General features: G+C 69.9%; 16 protein-coding genes, 1 tRNA gene and 1 pseudogene. 4 read left to right on the top strand and 14 right to left on the bottom strand.

Annotation, left to right across the window (positions count from 1 at the left end):
- Positions 1-7: 7 nt before the first annotated feature.
- The 11 genes and pseudogenes from OG990_RS15670 to OG990_RS15620 form a co-directional block, all read right to left on the bottom strand.
- On the bottom strand, positions 8-820 hold the full coding sequence (locus OG990_RS15670) for an alpha/beta fold hydrolase (RefSeq protein WP_328415143.1): 813 nt from the start codon (positions 818-820) through the stop codon (positions 8-10).
- A complete protein-coding gene (locus OG990_RS15665; RefSeq protein WP_406081175.1) occupies positions 817-2,199 on the bottom strand; it encodes a M20/M25/M40 family metallo-hydrolase in 1,383 nt (460 codons plus the stop codon). The genes OG990_RS15670 and OG990_RS15665 overlap by 4 nt, the downstream gene beginning before the upstream one ends.
- Before the next feature lie 28 nt (positions 2,200-2,227).
- Positions 2,228-2,986: an SDR family NAD(P)-dependent oxidoreductase gene (locus tag OG990_RS15660; RefSeq protein WP_406081173.1), complete on the bottom strand. Its 759-nt coding sequence runs from the start codon at positions 2,984-2,986 to the stop codon at positions 2,228-2,230.
- Complete coding sequence (locus OG990_RS15655; protein ID WP_328415148.1) at positions 2,983-3,846, bottom strand: ABC transporter permease; 864 nt, start codon at positions 3,844-3,846, stop codon at positions 2,983-2,985. The genes OG990_RS15660 and OG990_RS15655 overlap by 4 nt, the downstream gene beginning before the upstream one ends.
- Before the next feature lie 11 nt (positions 3,847-3,857).
- Positions 3,858-4,682, bottom strand: coding sequence for an ABC transporter ATP-binding protein (locus OG990_RS15650; protein WP_328415150.1), 825 nt, complete (start codon positions 4,680-4,682; stop codon positions 3,858-3,860).
- Positions 4,683-4,709: 27 nt separating this feature from the next.
- Positions 4,710-5,816, bottom strand: a complete 1,107-nt coding sequence (locus tag OG990_RS15645; RefSeq protein WP_406081171.1) for an ABC transporter substrate-binding protein — start codon at positions 5,814-5,816, stop codon at positions 4,710-4,712.
- Positions 5,817-5,841: 25 nt separating this feature from the next.
- Complete coding sequence (locus tag OG990_RS15640; protein WP_355605530.1) at positions 5,842-6,234, bottom strand: hypothetical protein; 393 nt, start codon at positions 6,232-6,234, stop codon at positions 5,842-5,844.
- Positions 6,234-6,548, bottom strand: a complete 315-nt coding sequence (locus tag OG990_RS15635; protein ID WP_406081170.1) for a hypothetical protein — start codon at positions 6,546-6,548, stop codon at positions 6,234-6,236. Before OG990_RS15635 ends, OG990_RS15640 begins: the two co-directional genes overlap by 1 nt.
- Positions 6,545-7,618: a class I SAM-dependent methyltransferase gene (locus OG990_RS15630; protein WP_406081169.1), complete on the bottom strand. Its 1,074-nt coding sequence runs from the start codon at positions 7,616-7,618 to the stop codon at positions 6,545-6,547. Before OG990_RS15630 ends, OG990_RS15635 begins: the two co-directional genes overlap by 4 nt.
- A 56-nt stretch (positions 7,619-7,674) precedes the next feature.
- Positions 7,675-9,693 (bottom strand): FAD-dependent oxidoreductase, encoded by a 2,019-nt coding sequence (locus OG990_RS15625; protein WP_406081167.1) that lies wholly within the window; start codon positions 9,691-9,693, stop codon positions 7,675-7,677.
- A gap of 314 nt (positions 9,694-10,007) precedes the next feature.
- Positions 10,008-10,524, bottom strand: a pseudogene (locus OG990_RS15620) (cytochrome b); the annotation flags it as partial.
- Between OG990_RS15620 and OG990_RS15615 the strand changes: the two are divergent.
- On the top strand, positions 10,466-10,945 hold the full coding sequence (locus tag OG990_RS15615; RefSeq protein WP_406081166.1) for a transposase family protein: 480 nt from the start codon (positions 10,466-10,468) through the stop codon (positions 10,943-10,945). The pseudogene OG990_RS15620 and the gene OG990_RS15615 sit on opposite strands and share 59 nt — an antisense overlap.
- A gap of 128 nt (positions 10,946-11,073) precedes the next feature.
- On the opposite strand, the gene OG990_RS15610 is transcribed toward OG990_RS15615, so the two are convergent.
- Positions 11,074-11,253, bottom strand: coding sequence for a hypothetical protein (locus OG990_RS15610; protein ID WP_406081165.1), 180 nt, complete (start codon positions 11,251-11,253; stop codon positions 11,074-11,076).
- 595 nt (positions 11,254-11,848) lie between these two features.
- Between OG990_RS15610 and OG990_RS15605 the strand changes: the two genes are divergently transcribed.
- Positions 11,849-11,919 (top strand) — tRNA-Arg (locus OG990_RS15605).
- Positions 11,920-12,448: 529 nt separating this feature from the next.
- On the opposite strand, the gene OG990_RS15600 is transcribed toward OG990_RS15605, so the two are convergent.
- Entirely contained in the window at positions 12,449-13,084 is a 636-nt protein-coding gene (locus OG990_RS15600) for a response regulator (RefSeq protein WP_406081163.1), read from the bottom strand.
- Positions 13,081-14,295 (bottom strand): sensor histidine kinase, encoded by a 1,215-nt coding sequence (locus tag OG990_RS15595; protein WP_406081161.1) that lies wholly within the window; start codon positions 14,293-14,295, stop codon positions 13,081-13,083. Before OG990_RS15595 ends, OG990_RS15600 begins: the two co-directional genes overlap by 4 nt.
- 243 nt (positions 14,296-14,538) lie before the next feature.
- On the opposite strand from OG990_RS15595, the gene OG990_RS15590 reads away from it, so the two are divergent.
- Together OG990_RS15590 and OG990_RS15585 are read left to right on the top strand one after the other, a co-directional pair.
- Positions 14,539-15,561, top strand: coding sequence for an ABC transporter permease (locus OG990_RS15590; RefSeq protein WP_406081160.1), 1,023 nt, complete (start codon positions 14,539-14,541; stop codon positions 15,559-15,561).
- Positions 15,558-16,241 carry an ABC transporter ATP-binding protein gene (locus OG990_RS15585; protein WP_406081158.1) on the top strand — a complete coding sequence of 228 codons (684 nt, stop codon included), beginning with the start codon at positions 15,558-15,560 and terminating at the stop codon, positions 16,239-16,241. Before OG990_RS15590 ends, OG990_RS15585 begins: the two co-directional genes overlap by 4 nt.
- Positions 16,242-16,328: the final 87 nt, after the last annotated feature.

Here is a 16,328-nt window from a genome sequence, read left to right as displayed (position 1 = left end):
CGCTCGCTCACGACGCCTGCCCGACGACCTGGGCGGCGACCGCGTCGGCGAACGCCTCGGGCTGCTCGTCGGCGACGAAGTCCGTGCCGCCCGGGATGGTGACCAGCGGCGCGTGCGGCAGGGCAGCCGTCACCACCGGCGTCATCCGGTCCACCAGGTCGTCGCCGCCGTGCAGCAGCACCGTCGGGATCGCGGCCAGCGCCGCGGTGTCCAACCGGTGCGCGAAGACCGCCCGGTACGCGGTCGCGTAGTCCGGCCCGGTCATCAGGTATTCGGCCACCTGCCGGTTCGCCTCGTCCGGGGTCAGCCGCGGGTACAGGCCGTACACCCGGTCCCAGATCACCCGCAGGTGGCTGCCGTCGCGGTCCGGGACGTATCCGGGGGCGTACGACTCCACCTTGGCCTTGCGCTCGGCGTCGTCGTAGAGCGGCAGGCCCTGCAGGATCAGCCGGTGCACCCGGGCCGGGGCGAGCAGTGCCGCCTCGGCGCCGATCGTCGCCCCGGTGTGCTGCCCGAGCAGGTGTACGGCGCCCAGCCCCAGCGCGTCCGCGACCTGCCACACCGCGTCGGCGTACTCGGGAATCGACCACGGCCGTGGCGGTGCGTCGGACATCCCGAACCCGGGGGTGTCGACGACGATCGTCCGCACGCCACGCTCGGCCAGCGGCGCGATCACGGCGTCGTACGTCGCCGACGACAGCGGCGACTGGTGCAGCACCAGCAGCACCGGCTGGTCGGCCGTACCGCCGTGCCGGTAGTGCACCTGCCCCCAGGGCAGGTCGACGTATCCACGCTGGGCAGTGCCCCGGATCCTGCTCACGCCGTCACCTCGCTTCGCTCGGCACTGGCGGCCATCGCTGCCATTACCTCGATGACGTGCCTGATGCCGGTGCGGTAGTCGTCCAGCCGGATCTGTTCGTTCGGACCGTCGACACCGGAGTCGGCCCGGGACACCCCGATGCCGACGATCGGCCGGCCGGGCAGCACGCCCTGGTTGCCGATCCACTGGGTGTACGGCTCGATCACCGGCTCGTTGCCGTAAGCCCGGCGGGCCGCGTCGGCGACCAGGGTGACGAACGGGTCCCGGTGGTCGGTGATGTTCGGCCGGCTGGTCGCCATCACCTCGATGTCGACGTCGCCGAAGCCGCTTTCGGCCAGGTGCCTGCGCAGCGCGTCCAGGACCCGCTCCGGGGCCTGGCCGGCGATCAGCCGGATCTCCACCTTGGCCCGGGCCAGCGACGGGATGCCCAGGGTCACGTCGTCGCGCATGTCGCCGCCGTCGAAGCCGGCCACGGTGAGCGTGGGCACGGTACGGATCGCCACCGCGGCCGCCCGGTCGTCCAGCCCGCCGAGGAACCCGTCGACGCCGGCGCGGGCGCGCAGGAAGTCACCGTCGAAGGCGACCTGGGCCAGCAGTTCGCGTTCCGCGTCGGTCACCGGGCGGGCGCCGGCTGCGAAGCCGGGGACCAGCACCGTGCCGTCCGGGTCCTGTAGCGCGGCCAGCGCGGCGGCGAGCCGGATCGTGGCCGATGCGAGCAGGGCGGTGTTCTGGCTGGTCAGGTCGCGGGGCAGGGTCCGCAACGACAGGCGCAGGTAGAGCACGCCCTTCTCGCTGAGCTTGAGCAGTGGCCGGCCGTCCGCGTCCAGCCAGGAGTTCTCCCACAGCGTCCCGTCGCTTTCCAGCCGGTCGGCGTGCGCCTCGACGAACGAGCCGAGGCCGGGGCTGTGCAGCCACTGCTTGCCCTCGATCAGGAACCGGCTGGTGACCGGGGGCGCGAGACCGGCCAGCCGCCAGGCCGCGGCGGCGTGGATCCGGGACATCAGCGCGCCCTTGTCGTCGGCGACGCCGCGGGCGTACAGCCTGCCGTCGTGGATCTCCGCTGCGTACGGCGGGCTGATCCAGTCGGCGTCGTCCCCGGCCGGCTCGACCTCGACGTCGTAGTGGTTGAAGTGCAGCAGCGAGCGCTGCCCGCCGGCGAGTTCGCCGAGCACGTACGGGTGCGAGTCGGCCCAGGGGACGACGTCGGCGGTGCCGCCCCAGCGGTGTACCGAACCGGCGAGGAACTCGGCGGCGGCCGCCATCTGGTCCGGCTCCTGCCGGCGGCTGCGGATCCGGCACAGCTGTTGCAGTTCCTCGACGAAGGTGTCGAAGTGCTCGTCGACCGCGTCGAGGACCGCCTTGATATCCGGCGAAGACATGGTGGTAGCTCCTCTTGGGAGGTCGGGCTCAGTGGATGGTGACGCCGCCGTCGACGAAGATCGTCTGACCGGTGGTCATGGCCGCGGCGTCGCTGAGCAGGTAGGCGACCGCGTTCGCGACGTCCTGCTCGCCGGCCATCCGGCCCAGCGGGATGGTGGCCAGCTTGGCGGCCAGGTAGTCCGGGTCGCCGCGCAGGTCGCTGGTCATGTCGGTGGGCACGATGGTCGGGCCGACCGCGTTGACCCGGATCTGGTCGGGCGCCCATTCCAGCGCCAGCACCCGGGCCATGTGCATCACCCCGGCCTTGCTGACGCAGTAGCCGAGCGTGTCCAGCACCGCGATGTGCCCGTTGGTGGAGCCGATGTTGACCACGGCTCCACCCGCCCGGCGGAGGGCCGGGTACGCGGCCTGGCACATCCGGAACGTGCCGGTCAGGTTGATGTCGAGGACGTCGGTGAAGTCATGTTCGGACATAGTGGCCGCCGGTCCGCGCCGGACCACGCCGGCGTTGTTGACCAGCAGGTCGAGCCGGCCGTGCCGGTCCAGTACGGCCGCCGCCAGGTCGGTGCAGGAGGCGGCCGACCGGACGTCGACGTGGTGCCGGCTGTGCGCGCCGGCCAGCTCGGCCGCCGCCCACCCGTCGGGCTCGACGACGTCGGCCTGGGCGACGGTCGCGCCGCGTTCGGCCAGGGTCGCCGCGATCCGCGCCCCGATGCCCCGGGCCGCGCCGGTGACCAGCGCGACCCGCCCGTCGAAGCGATTTGGGTCGGCCCCCGGCCGGCTCACGCGCCGATGACTTTCGTGTCCTCGGCCCAGAACGCGACCTTGCGCTGGATGAGCCGGATCACGAAGTGGGCCAGCAGGCCCATTACCGACAGCACCACCAGCACGGCGAACATGCCGGCGATGTCGAAGTTGTAGTTGGTCTGTAGGAGCAGGTAACCCAGCCCCTCCTTGGCGCCGATGAACTCACCGACCACGGCGCCGAGGATGGCGAAGACGATGCCGATGTCCAGCCCGGCGAAGATGAACGGCAGGGCACTGGGCAGCCGGACCATCCGGAAGATCTGCATCTTGTTGGCGCCGAACACGGTCAGCATCTGGATCTTGTCGGCGTCGGCGGCCCGCAGCCCCTCGATCACGTTGACCAGCATCGGGAAGAACGAGATCACCGCGGCCATCACGATCTTGCTGGTCAGGCCGAAGCCGAACCAGACCACGAACAGCGGGGCCAGCGCGACCTTCGGCACCGTCTGGAAGGCCACGATGTACGGCATCAGGGTGGCTTCGACGATCTTGATCTGGGAGATGAACGTGCCCAGCAGGACCGCCGCACCCACCCCGATCGCGAAGCCGACCAGCGACTCCTGGGTGGTCACCCACAGGTGCCCCCAGAACAGGTCGTCGTTGAGTTGCAGCCAGAGCGCGTCGACGATCTGCGTCGGGCGCGGCAGCACGTACTCGTCCACGCCGAACACCTGTACGCCGTACTCCCAGGCCAGGACGACCACGACGAAGACCGTCGGGACCAGCCAGAGCTGGGGGCGGTCCCGCAGGTCCAGCTTTGGCCAGGCGGGTTTCGGCGCGGGCGCGGGCGACCCGGTACGCGGGCGGACCGGATCCTTTACCGGATTGGTGGTAGCCATGACGAACCCCGTCAGTCGATAACGCCGGCGGCGTTGAAGTGTCGGCGGATGCGTTCCACGTAGACGCCGGCGCGGTCCGAGGACATTACGCCGAGCTCCCGTGGCCGCTCCAGGTCGATGGAGATGATCTCGGCGATCCGGCCGGGCCGCGGGCTGAGCACGACCACCCGGTCGGACAGGAAGACCGCCTCCGGGATCGAGTGGGTGACCAGAACCGCCGTCTGCCCGCTCTCCCGCCAGATCCGCAGCAGTTCGACGTTCATGTACTCGCGGGTCATCGCGTCCAGCGCGCCGAACGGCTCGTCCATCAGCAGTACGGCCGGGTCGTGCACCAGTGCCCGGCAGATCCCGGCGCGCTGCTGCATGCCGCCGCTGAGCTCGTGCGGGTACTTCTGCTCGAAGCCGTCGAGACCGACCATCTCCAGCAGTTCCTGGGCCCGCTTTCGGTGCCGGGCCGGGTCCAGTTTCTGGACCTCGGCCGGCACCATCACGTTCTCGAAGATGGTTCGCCAGGGCAGCAGCGTCGGGGCCTGGAAGACCATCCCGACCTGGGGGAGCGGCTTGGTCACCTCCTGGCCGGCGATCCTCACCACGCCCTGCGACTTCGGGCTCAGCCCGGCCAGGATCTTCAGCAGGGTGGTCTTGCCGCACCCGGAGGGCCCGACGACCGAAATGAACTCGCCCCGCCGTACGGAGAAGCTGACGTCGCTCAGGGCCAGCGTCGGATCGGACTTCTTGGGTTGATAGAGCTTGTGCAGGCCATCAACCTCGATCCAGGTGCTTTCCTCGACCACTGTGGGCGTCGGTAGTTGGCGGGCCGTTGTTCGGTAGGCCATCGGGTATCCCTCCGCGTGTCCGGTCGGCTACTTCGCGGTGTAACTGGTGGCCTGCTGCAGGACAGCGGCCTTGTCGAACTCGTTGGCGCCGGCGAGCAGGCTCGGGTCCCACACCTTGCTCAGCTCGACCTCGCCGGTGATCTGCCCGGCTTCCTTGGTGTACGCCTGGGTCTTGGCCCACTCCTGGTCGCTGATCGCACCCCAGGCCGGGAAGTCCTCCGGCGTACCGGTGGCCGGGGTGGCCGTCTTCAGCCAGGCCTGCAGGCTCGCGGTATCCGCCGCCAGCCGCGACTCGACCGACTGGCCGGCGAGGATCTGCGGGAAGACCTTGTAGCCGATCCGCATGGCCGCCTCGGGGTTCTTCGCCGAGAAGAGCATCGCCTTGTACGACGCCCGCAGGAACCGGGTGTTGACGTCGCTGTTCTCGTTGCGCGAGCTGACCGCCCACGACAGCGACCGGATGCCGGTCAGCGAGTCGGGGTTGGGCAGGTACTTCAGCGTGGTGCCGGCGTTCTCGATGACCGTGTACGCCTGGGTGTAGAGCGCCAGCATGTCGACCTGGCCGCCGTTGAGCGCGGCCGCCGCCGGCGCACCCACACCGACCGGGAGCAGTTCGACGTCCTTCTCCGGGTCGAGCCCGGCCGCGCGGACGAAGGCCCGGGCGTACGGCGCGGAGCCCGACGCAAGGCTGATCACGCCGATCTTCTTGCCCTTCAGGTCGGCCCCGCCGGTGATCGTGCTGTCCGGCTTGACGGCGATCACCCAGGGCCAGTTCTGCACCAGCCCGCCGACCGCCTTGACCGGCACGTTCTTCTCCACCGCGCCGAGGATCGAGCCGCTGTCGGCGGCGGTGACGCTGCCGCTGCCGCTGGCGACCGCCTGCAGCGCGGCGACCGAGCCGTCGGTGTTGATGGTCTCGACGGTCAGCTTCTCCTCGGCGTAGTAGCCGAGTTCCTTGGCGACCGCGAACGCGGCCACCTCCTCCTTCGGCCCGATCACCGCTGAGGCGATGGCGAAGGTCAGCTTGGCCGGCTCACCGGCGGCGCCGTCGCCGCCGGAGTCGCCGCTGTTGCAACCGGTCAGTACCAGCGTGGCGGCCATGGCCCCCACGAGCACCCGTAGTCCATGTCTCATCTCGATACCTCGTCACAAGTCGGGATCAGCTGCGGCTGGTCGGAAGGTCGACCGCCAGGTCGTTGTAGACGTGTTGCTCGGTGATCAGCCCGTCCTGTAGCAGGAACACGTCCGCGTAGCGGATCCGGTCGAAGGGCGACCCGTCGTTGTCCTCGCCGTAGAGCGTGCCGAGCGAGGTCACCGAGGTCCGGTCGCCGCCGGCCTCGGTCCCGACCAGGTAGCGGTCCCGGTGCTTGCGTACCCAGCGGTACCGCCCGGTGGCCGCCGCGGCCATCTCGGTGAGCGAGCCGAAGACCCGACCACCCGGAAAGACGATCAGTACGCCGGGGGCGAGCAGCCGGCTCGCCTCGGCCAACTGCCGGTCCTCGCACAACTGCAGGTAGCGGTCGATCAGGCCGGCCGGATCTTCGGTGCCCATCAGCGGCTGCGCGTCTCGATGGCCGCTTCCCACTGGTTGCGCAGCGGGTGCTCGGCGGGGCCGTCCTCGGTGAGGATCCGGAGCAGGCGGGCCTGCAACCCGTCCCGGTCGGCGTTGAACGCCGGCTGCTCGGCGGGCGTCGCGGTGAACCCGTCGACGGCGTCGCCGTCGAGTTGCCCGCCGCGGACCAGCAGGGCCTCGACCGCCCGCAGCCGCTGCCGGGTCACGTGCAGGTCGGTGGCGAGCTGCAGGACCAGGTCGAACAGCTTGCTGGACTTCGCGTCGCCCAGGTAGTCGAATTCGGTGCTCATCATGCCTCCGGCTTGGTGGCGGACAGGACCGCCCACGGGAAGTGCCACTCGAACCGGTCGCCCCAGCCCTCCGGCCGTACGCCGTGCATGCGCTCGTCGAACGGGGTCCAGGAGGCCTCGGTGAGGCCGGCCTCGGCGCAGATCTGCAGCAGGTCGCTGCCGAACAGCGCGTGGAAGAAGGGTTCGTTGTTGCGTTCGGCGTGCTCGTAGACGGTCGCGTCGCGCAGCGGGTCGCCGGTGAGCTGAAACTCCAGGAACCGCAGCGCACCGCCGGGCTTGAGCAGCCGGGCCGCCTCGACGATGGTTTCCCTGATCGCCTCGGCCGGCATCTCGTGCAGCACCATCGTTCCGGTGACCACGTCGCAGGAGTCCGCGTCGATGCCGGTGTCCCGGCCGTCGGCCTGCCGGAAGTCGATGGCCAGTTCGGCCGCCTCGGCCTCGACGTGCGCCAGCCGCAGCCCGGGGGCGGCGAAGTCGACGCCGATCACCTCCGCGTCCGGGTACTTGCCGACCAACGGGCGGGTGCTCTTGCCGAACCCGCAGCCGATGTCGACCACCCGGGTCGCCGCGGGCACCTCCGGCAGGGCGGTGCTGGTGAACAGCGAGTGGAACTTGTATCCGTCGTTGTCGCGCAGCATCACGATGCGGGCGCCGAACTCGTACACATAGGCCGACATGTCGTCGGAGAAGAATCCGCCGGGCTGGATGTGGATGTCGTAGTCGGTGTACCAGCCGGGCAGGTCCAGGTCGGCGTCCAGCTTGAGCGCGCCCTTCGGCTGCGCCGGCTGGGCCAACTGGTCCACCAGCTCCGTACGGCGGCTCAGCACCGCGTCGCCGGCCAGCTTCCACAGCATCTTCTGCTGCACCCGCTCCAGGTGGCTGAACCACGGATAGAGCGGCAGCTCGCGCAGCCGGGTCTCGGCGTCGGCGATGGTCGTCGCCGGTTCCCCGACGGCGTTGAACTCCTGGCGCAGCGCCGGGTAGACCGTGTCGGCCCACCGCTTGCGCAGATTGAGTACGAAGTCGACGGCGGAACGCTCGTCCAGGGTGAGCCGTTCCTCGACATCGAACATGTCGGTCTCCCTTGGTTGATCGATCAGTTTGGTCGTCCGGCCAGGTGGAACACGAGCTAGTGGGCGAGCAGCACCCGGCGGGCCGGCTCGGTGTCGTACTGGCCGAGGAACGCGCCGGCGAGGCGTCCCTCGTAGATGGCTTCGAAAGCGGTGCGGGGTGCGTTGGCGTCGCCGACCAGGTGTGTCCGGGGGCCGTCCGGTCGGGCCTCCAGCGCGCGGTAGAGCTCGTCGTCGGCGATCGCCGAGCCGGCGTCGACGACGGCGCTGACCCCGTCCACGCGTACGGCGTCGCCGCTGAGCACGTCGACGAACTCCACCGTCGACCCGTCGACGCCACGGACCGTGCGCATCGGCTGGGCCCGTACGCCCAGCTCGGCGAACCGGCGCAGCAGGGCGAGCTTGGAGTAGGTGGTGATCCGGGCGCAGACGCTCGCGGTCGGCGAGACCAGGTGCACCCTGGCCCCGAGCCGGGCCAGCTGCTCGGCGACCGACGCCGCCGCCCAGGTGCCGTCGTCGTCGAGCACCACGACGGTGCCGGTGACCGGCCCGGCCGGCTCGATCAGGTCCGCCACCGCGTCGGCCAGGTCGAGCACCGGCGGGCCGCCGGGCAGTTCGCGGCGGGCCGGCCGGGCACCGGTCGCCACGATCACGTCCTGGAAGTCGCCGGTCATTACCGTCGCGGCGTCCACCCGTTCGCCGAGCCGTACCTCGATCCCGGCCGCGGTAACGTCCCGGACCAAGTCGTCGGTGAGCAGCCCGAGGCGTTCCCGGCCGGGTACGCGGGCGGCCAGTTCGACCTGACCGCCGAGCCGGTCGGCGGCCTCGACCAGGGTCACCCGGTGGCCGGCCCGGTTCGCGCCGAGCGCCGCCGAAAGCCCCGCCGGACCGCCACCGATCACCAGCACCCGCCGTACGGCGGGCCGGTCCGACCAGGCCGCGGCCCACTCGCGTTCCGCGCCCACCTCGGGGTTGACCACGCAGGAGATCGGCAGCCCGGTCTCCAGCCGCCCGATGCAGCCCTGGTTGCAGGCCAGGCAGGAGCGCACCTCGTGCTGCCGGCCGGTCATCGCCTTGCGGACCAGGTGCGGGTCGGCGATGTGCGGGCGGGCCAGGCCGACCAGGTCGGCGTCGCCGGCCGCGACCAGTTCGGCCGCCTCGGGCAGGCTGTCCAGCCGGCAGACGGCCAGTACGGGCAGGTCGGCGAACTCCCGCTTGAACAGGGCGGCGTGGTGGCGGAACGGGGCGTGCCCGAAGCTCATGTCGGCCATCTGCGTGGCCAGCGAGTAGCTGCCGTGGTAGGCGGAGTGGCTGACGTGCACGAAGGCGAGCGGGAACTCGGCGCGGAGCTGGGCGACGATCTCCACCACGGCCCGCGGGTCGAGGCCGCCGGGCAGGAACTCGTCGGCGCTGACCCGCAACCCGACCGGCAGGTCGCCGGCGGTGGCGAACACCGCGGCCAACACCTCGCGGGTCAGCCGCAGCCGGTTGGCCGGGCTGCCGCCGTACCGGTCGTCGCGCAGGTTGGTGCTGGGGGAGAGGAACTGCTGGAGCAGGTGGCCGTGTCCGGCGTGGACCTCCAGCCCGTCGTAGCCGGCCGCGCGCATCCGGCGGGCGGCGGCGGCGAACGCCTCGACGACCACCGCGATGTCGTCGTGGCCCATCGCGTGCGGCACGTGCGCGCCGGCGGCCCACGGCAGCGGCGACGCGGACCAGGCCGCGGTCCGGGTCGCGTCCCCGTTGGCCTGCCGGCCGGCGTGCATGATCTGGGCGAAGATCGCCGCCCCGTGCTCGTGTACGGCCGTCGCCACCGCCGCGTAGGCGGGGATCGAGGCGTCGTCGAAGCTGCCGAGGCTGATGTGCCGGCCGGCGCTGGTCGGGTGCACCCGGACGGCCTCGGTGATGATCAGGCCGACGCCGCCGCGGGCCCGCTCGGCGTGGTACGCGACATGGCGGTCGGTGGGCTGGTTGGCCCGCCCGAAGTTGGTGGTGTGTCCGGGCACGAAGACCCGGTTGCGCAGCGCGACCTGGCCGAGTTGGACCGGCGCGAATAGACGGTGTAGATCATCGATGGCCACGACCGGACCTCCTGTCCAGGCTGTCCCACTCGACCGAACGGATCCGACACTGTTCCGATGTGCCGTACGCCGTTCGATTGAGGGGAACGCTAGAGGCAGGCTTGCCGGGTAGTCAACAGTCCGTTGTTCATTAACTTTGTGTGACCGGGTGGTAGCCGAATTCTGGCGCGGGTTCATGAGTCAGCAAGGTTTCGCCCTGGTCAAGGGCAGGATCCCGGCAGTTGACCCGGGATGGAGGCGGGCACGTACGGCAACGGAAACGACCCTGGCGCCCGCCGATTCCGGCGGGCGCCACGGTCGTGTGTTGCGGGCGGTCAGCGCTTTCCGCTGATCTCCTTCTCCTTCGGAGGGGCCGAGACCGGCGGGTGGCCGGGGGAGACCAGCGCCTCGGCCGGCTTCTCGATCGGCACGAAGAAGCCCTTGATGGCCGGGCCGAGCGCGCCGAGCCGGTTCAGCTTCTTCGGTACGACCCAACCGGCGTACTCCAACTCGCCGTGGCCGTGCTCGTCGGTCGCGCCGAGGGGCTGGTGCACCTCGATGAACCGACCGTCCGGCAGCCGCCGGATGATGCCGGTCTCCACGCCCGTGGGCCAGCACCTCCCGGTCGTGCTGCTGTAGGCCGAGGCAGATCCGGTAGGTGACGTAGTAGGCCAGCGGCGGGAGCAGGATCAGCCCGATCCGGCCCGCCCAGGTCATCGCGTTCAGGCTGATGTGGAAATTGTCGGCGATCACGTCGTTACCGCCGGACAGGGTCAGCACCACGTAGAACGAGATGGCCATCGCGCCCAGGGCGGTGCGGTTCGGGACGTCGCGCGGCCGCTGGAGCAGGTGCGAACATCCAAGCGATCATGCGCCCGGACGGGCTGCCGATCCGGACCTCCGAGGCGCTACCCGGACACCTGCACGACCTGACCTGCGCCCAGCATCTCGACATCACCGGTGCCCTCTACTGGGCCGCTTCGGCACTGGATCTGCCGACCCTGGCCGACTCCGGCTACGAAAGCGCTGGCCAGGGCATCCACACCCGTACAAGCAGCCCGCCGACGGCCGCCACCTCGCGGTCGACAACCGCGCATACAACGCCGCACTTCGATCAATGCGATGCCTTGGAGAACGCGGCTTCGCGATCCTCACCGGCCGCTGGCGCACGCTGCACCACAGCACCGCCAGCCCTCGAAGCCTCGGCGACATCGTCCGCGCCGCCCTCCACCTCACCCACTTCGAATACCGCTACCTACACGAATCTTGTTGAGATCACTTCAGTGGGCGAGCGGTTTTGGTTCCCCGTTCACGTACGAGGAAGCAGGCCTCGGATTCAACGACCAATGGTGGTACGGCAGCCCCGTCTATCCCCATTCCAAGAGCATCTTTCTGCGTGTCCTAGAGAACAACAGCGAGGTCGCGCGGGTTCACCTCGACAACGAGGTCGAGATCGATCACTATGCCGACGTGCCGCCACTTGGAGCCACTGCACTCGAGATTCAGTTCATTGAGGTGCACGACGATCACCGCGGCCGCGGCACCGGCCGCGCTGTCATCGGCCTCCTTCACAACCGCCACCCAGACCGTCGCCTCGTGGCCTTCTCCGAGGGCGCCGACGGCTTCTGGTTATCTCTCGGTTGGCGTCGGCACCTCCACGCCGACCCCGAGGAGGCATCGTTCTTCCGGCCGCTCTTCATCCAGCCACGGGCGTAAACGCATTGCCGCCGCGCGGACGAGGTTCCCGAGACCTACCGGGCCTCGTCGGCTTGTGATGAGCCGGGCGGGGAGACGCCGCTTCCCCTGCCGTGTGCGCGCTCTTCGGCATGAGCGAACGCTCGGTGGGGACCGTCGTAGTCGGTATCACGGCGGGGTCCGAGCGCCCCGGCGTGAACGCTCCGTGGTCCTCCGGTGGCGACGCCGAAGGTGGGTATATGGACGCGACGTTGTTGATCTTCGATGATGTGCGCGGTGTGTGCTCTCCAGCGGATGCCAACCAGGGTGAACCGGTGCCAACGCGGGTCACCGCGACCGACCGCTGGTCGCAAACCGAGGTTCGTGTGCTCCGGGTGTGGTCCTAGGCTGGGCGAACAGGGGCCCGGGTGACGTGGATGAACGCGGGCCACTCCCTGCCACCCCCGGTGAACGCCCAGGTCGCGAGACTAGGCCCTCGCGCCCTCATAGCTCAGGGGATAGAGCATCGGTTTCCTAAACCGTGTGTCGTAGGTTCGGGTCCTCTTCGGAGGGTTCTGCAGATCAACAGGTCACACGTCCGCTGCAATCGAGCAAACGCGTCGACCGCCGGCGCTGTGCCTGACCGCGACAGTCCGCCAGGTCCCGAGCCTGACGTGCTTGCAAACGTTGAGGCTCGTTCGGACGAGGCTCAAGGCGTCGGGGCGTCTTCTCAGGGATACCTAGTGACCCCTTGTGTTTCCTCGGCGTCGCGGTGGTCGTCTTGCGGGGTAGGCATTGCCGGGCCGCCCCAACAGTGAGCGACACCAGCGGGAATCTCGGCTGGGTGGCCCGACCACGTCGGCGCCGGCAGTGAGCGCCGCGATGGCGGTTGCTACTGCGTGCCTGGGTCGGGGATGCACGAGACGCACGAGATCCGGCTCGTACTCGGCGGCCGCGATCACACCGAGTCGAGGCATCCCGACGATCGCCGCCCACGACCCTGCCGCCATCGGCACCGCCAGCAGCACGTCGTCATCTGCAGATTCGGCAGCGACCGTGAAGCCATGGCCTGAGCCTCCCCAGCAGCGGGCGGTCGGTCAGGTCAGCGTCGGATGAGGCCGAGCTGGGTTGCGGTTGCGACGGCGGAGGTGCGGGACTCGACGCCGAGCTTGGTGTAGATGCGGGCGAGATGGGACTTGACTGTGCCTTCGGTGAGGTGAAGCCGGGAGCCGATCGCCTGGTTGGACAGGCCGTCGGCGACCAGGGTGAGGACTTCGATCTCGCGGCGGGTCAGGGCGGTGCGGGGGTCGCGTAGCCGACTCATGAGCCGGTCGGCGACAGCGGGGGCCAGGGTGGTGCGGCCGGTGGCGGCGGTGCGTACGGCGGCGGCGAGGTCTTCAGGTGGAGCGTCTTTGAGGAGGTAGCCGGTGGCGCCGGCTTCGATGGCGGGCAGAGTGTCGGCGTCGGTGTCGTAGGTGGTGACGATCAGTACGCGGGGTGCGCCGGGGCGGGCGGTAATGGCGGCGGTGGCCTGAGCGCCGTTCATTCCTTTGCCGAATTGCAGGTCCATGAGGACGACGTCGATGTCACCGTGGCCGGCGCGGGTGACGGCTTCCTCGGCGGTGGCGGCTTCGGCCACGACTGTGATGCCGGGTTCGGTTTCCAGTACGGCGCGCAGCCCGGCCCGGACTATGGGGTGATCGTCGGCCAGGAGCAGGCGGATGGGGGTGTCGGTCACGAGTTTGCCTCGACGCTGTTGTCGGCGGGGGAGGCAAGGGGCAACTGGGCGGCCAGGGCGGTGCCGTGGCCCGGGGCGGATTCGACGGTAAGGGTGCCGCCGAGGGCCAGGACGCGGGCGCGCATCGCGGGCATCCCGAATCCGCCGTTCTGGGCGTCGGGTGCGGGAAGCCGGTGAGGGTCGAAGCCGTGCCCGTTGTCGATGATGTCCACGGCGACGTGGTCGCCGAGGTAGCTGAGGGTGACGTCGGCGGTGGTTGCCTCGGCGTGGCGCACGGTGTTCGCGAGGGCGGACTGGACGATGCGCAGCAGGGCCGCCTCGTGCTCGGTTGGCAGCGGCCGGGGCTCGCCGGTGAGGTGGAAACGTGCGGTAAGCCGGTGGCGAGCGCTGGTGGTGGCGCACAGTCGTTCCAGGGCGCCAGTCAAGGCCGTGTCTTCGAGGGCAAGTGGGGCGAGGGCGGCGACGAAACGGCGAGCCTCGGCGAGGTTGTCAACGGCGGCCTGGCGGGCCTGCTCGACGTAGCGGGTGGCCTTCTGCGGTGTGGAGGGCAGTGCCCGTTCAGCGGCGCGCAGCAGCAGTTGGATGCTGGATAGGCCTTGAGCGAGGGTGTCGTGGATTTCCCGGGCGAGGCGCTCGCGTTCGGCGAGCACGCCGGCGGTGTGCTGTGCCGTGGCCAAGTCGGTGCGGGCCGCAATGAGCTCGTCGATCAGCTTCCGGCGGTGTTCGCTCTCGCGGTACAGGGCCTGGTACCCCCAAACCACCGCGATCGACACGGCGGCGCCGAGTGCCGGGCCGATCGCCATCGCCGGGCTGACGGAACTCTGGTGAGCGCCGAAGCCTGCGATGGCTGCCGCCGCGGTGATCACGACGGCGGCCAGGCCGCCGCGGCGTGACAGCAGGTGCAGTTGCAGGAAGTAGAGCGGGAAGGCCACCCACACCGCGTCGGCAGATAGAACCAGCAGCATCAGCCACATGGCGACCACGGCGGTCAGCCATACCGCGGCGGCGCGCCGGGAGCGGCTGATGCGGGGCAGGAAAGGTCCGGCCGCGTAGACCAGCCCACACGCTGCGGCCACAGCGATGACCGCCCCGGCGTGCGGACGGCTGTCAACGACCGCCCGTCCGGCGGTCAGGGCGAGCAGGCCGACGACCAGCACGTGCACACACCAGGTCAGGGTGCGGGTGGCGGGCGTCAAGGCCGTAGCAGTCATCCTCACAGTTCTTCCAGCCTAGGCAGTCATCTCCGGGGACGGCCTCGATCAAAAGTTAGAACCGGCGTGCAGCCTTTCGACGCACCAGGAGCTGCCCTGCGCCAGACGCGGACTTCGAGGGTGTGCGGCGACGCTAGGGACCTACCGCTTCCACCCCATGAAGGGCAGGCCAAAGCCGTGTTCGTCGCCTGGAGAGATCTGAAGTTCGCCAAAGGGCGTTTTGCCCTGATGGGAGCCGTCATCGTGCTGATCACCCTGATGGTCGGGCTGCTGTCAGGGCTGACCGCCGGCCTCGGTGAGCAGAACATCTCCGCGATCACCGGCCTGGCGGCCAACAAGATCGCTTTCAACGCGACGGGCACCGGTGAGAAGCTGTCGTTTACGAACTCCACCGTCACCGAGAACCAATGGCAGCAGTGGGCCCGGACCCCGGGCGTACAGAACGCCCAACCACTGGGCATCACTACCACCAAGGCCGCCGCCGGCGACAAGACCATCGGGGTCTCCGCATTCGGCGTCCAGCCCGGCTCGACGCTTGCCCCGGCAAGCAGCAAGATCAACGAGCGCGCGGCGGTCCTGTCCATCACCGCCGCCGACAACCTCGATGTAGCCATGGGCGACACCTTCACCCTCGGCGGGCAGCAGGTGACCGTCGCCGCCGTGCACGGAGACGCCTCCTTCAGCCACACCCCCGTCGTCTGGACCAGCCTGGACCAGTGGCAGAAGCTGACACCTCCCACCGACAAGCCCAACGGGCCCACCGCCACCGTCATCGCCCTGAACACCACCACCGACGCCGACGTACGGGCCGCCGACAAGGCAGCCGGCACCACAACGGTCGCCAAGACCAACTCACTGTCCGCGATCGGCTCCTACACCTCCGAAAACGGCTCCCTGCAGCTCATGCGCGGCTTCCTGTTCGCGATCTCCGCACTCGTCATCGGCGCCTTCTTCACCGTCTGGACCATCCAGCGCAGCGCCGACCTCGCCGTACTCAAAGCCCTGGGCGCCCCCACCACCAACCTGCTCAAGGACGCGCTCGGCCAAGCCATCGTCCTGCTGACCGGCGGCACACTGCTCGGCACCGGCCTCGCCGCCGGCCTCGGCGCCCTCGTCGCCGGCGCCGCCGTGCCCTTCATCCTCACTCCCGCCACCATCCTCGTCCCGGCCGCCGTGATGATCGCGCTCGGAGCACTCGGGGCCGCCCTGTCCATCCGTCGCATCACCTCCGTCGACCCGCTGACCGCCCTGGGGAGCGCCCGATGAGCCTCAAGGTGCACGACATCACCCTCACCTACCCCGACGGCGACACCCGCCTGACCGCCCTCGACCACGTCACCCTGAACGTGCCCAAGGGCAGCCTGACCGCCGTCGTCGGCCCCTCCGGCTCCGGAAAGTCCACCCTGCTCGCCGTCGCCGCCACCCTCATCAGCCCCGACGCCGGCACCGTCAACATCGACGGCACCACGACCACCGGCCTGAGCCGCCGCGAACTGACGACCCTGCGCCGGAACAAGATCGGCATCGTGTTCCAGCAGCCCAACCTGCTGCCGTCGCTCACCGCAGCCGAACAACTCCAAGTCATGGCACACCTCGACGGACGCTCCCCGGCCAAGGCCCGCAGCCGAGCCATGGAACTGCTCGACAACGTCGGCCTTGCCGCACAGGCAGAACGGCGCCCCCACCAGCTGTCCGGCGGCCAGCGCCAGCGCGTCAACATCGCCCGGGCGTTGATGAACGACCCCACCGTGCTCCTAGTCGACGAACCCACCAGCGCCCTCGACCACCAAGCGGGTGCCGCCATCATCGACCTGATCACCCGACTCACCCATCAACAGGCCACCGCCACCGTGCTCGTCACCCACGACCACACCCGCCTCGCCGCAGTGGACCAGATCGCCGAGGTCCACGACGGCCGACTCAAAGTGCCCACACCGATGCCGTAACCACTGTTCTCGAGACAGTCGGCCGGATTCCAAGACGTGCTCCACCAAGATGCGGACCTGACCGCCGCCCACAACATCCTCCGCGCG

Origin of the sequence: Micromonospora sp. NBC_00858, assembly GCF_045207365.1 — a bacterium.
GTDB lineage: Bacteria > Actinomycetota > Actinomycetes > Mycobacteriales > Micromonosporaceae > Micromonospora.
This window is presented reverse-complemented; position numbering and strand designations above follow the sequence as displayed.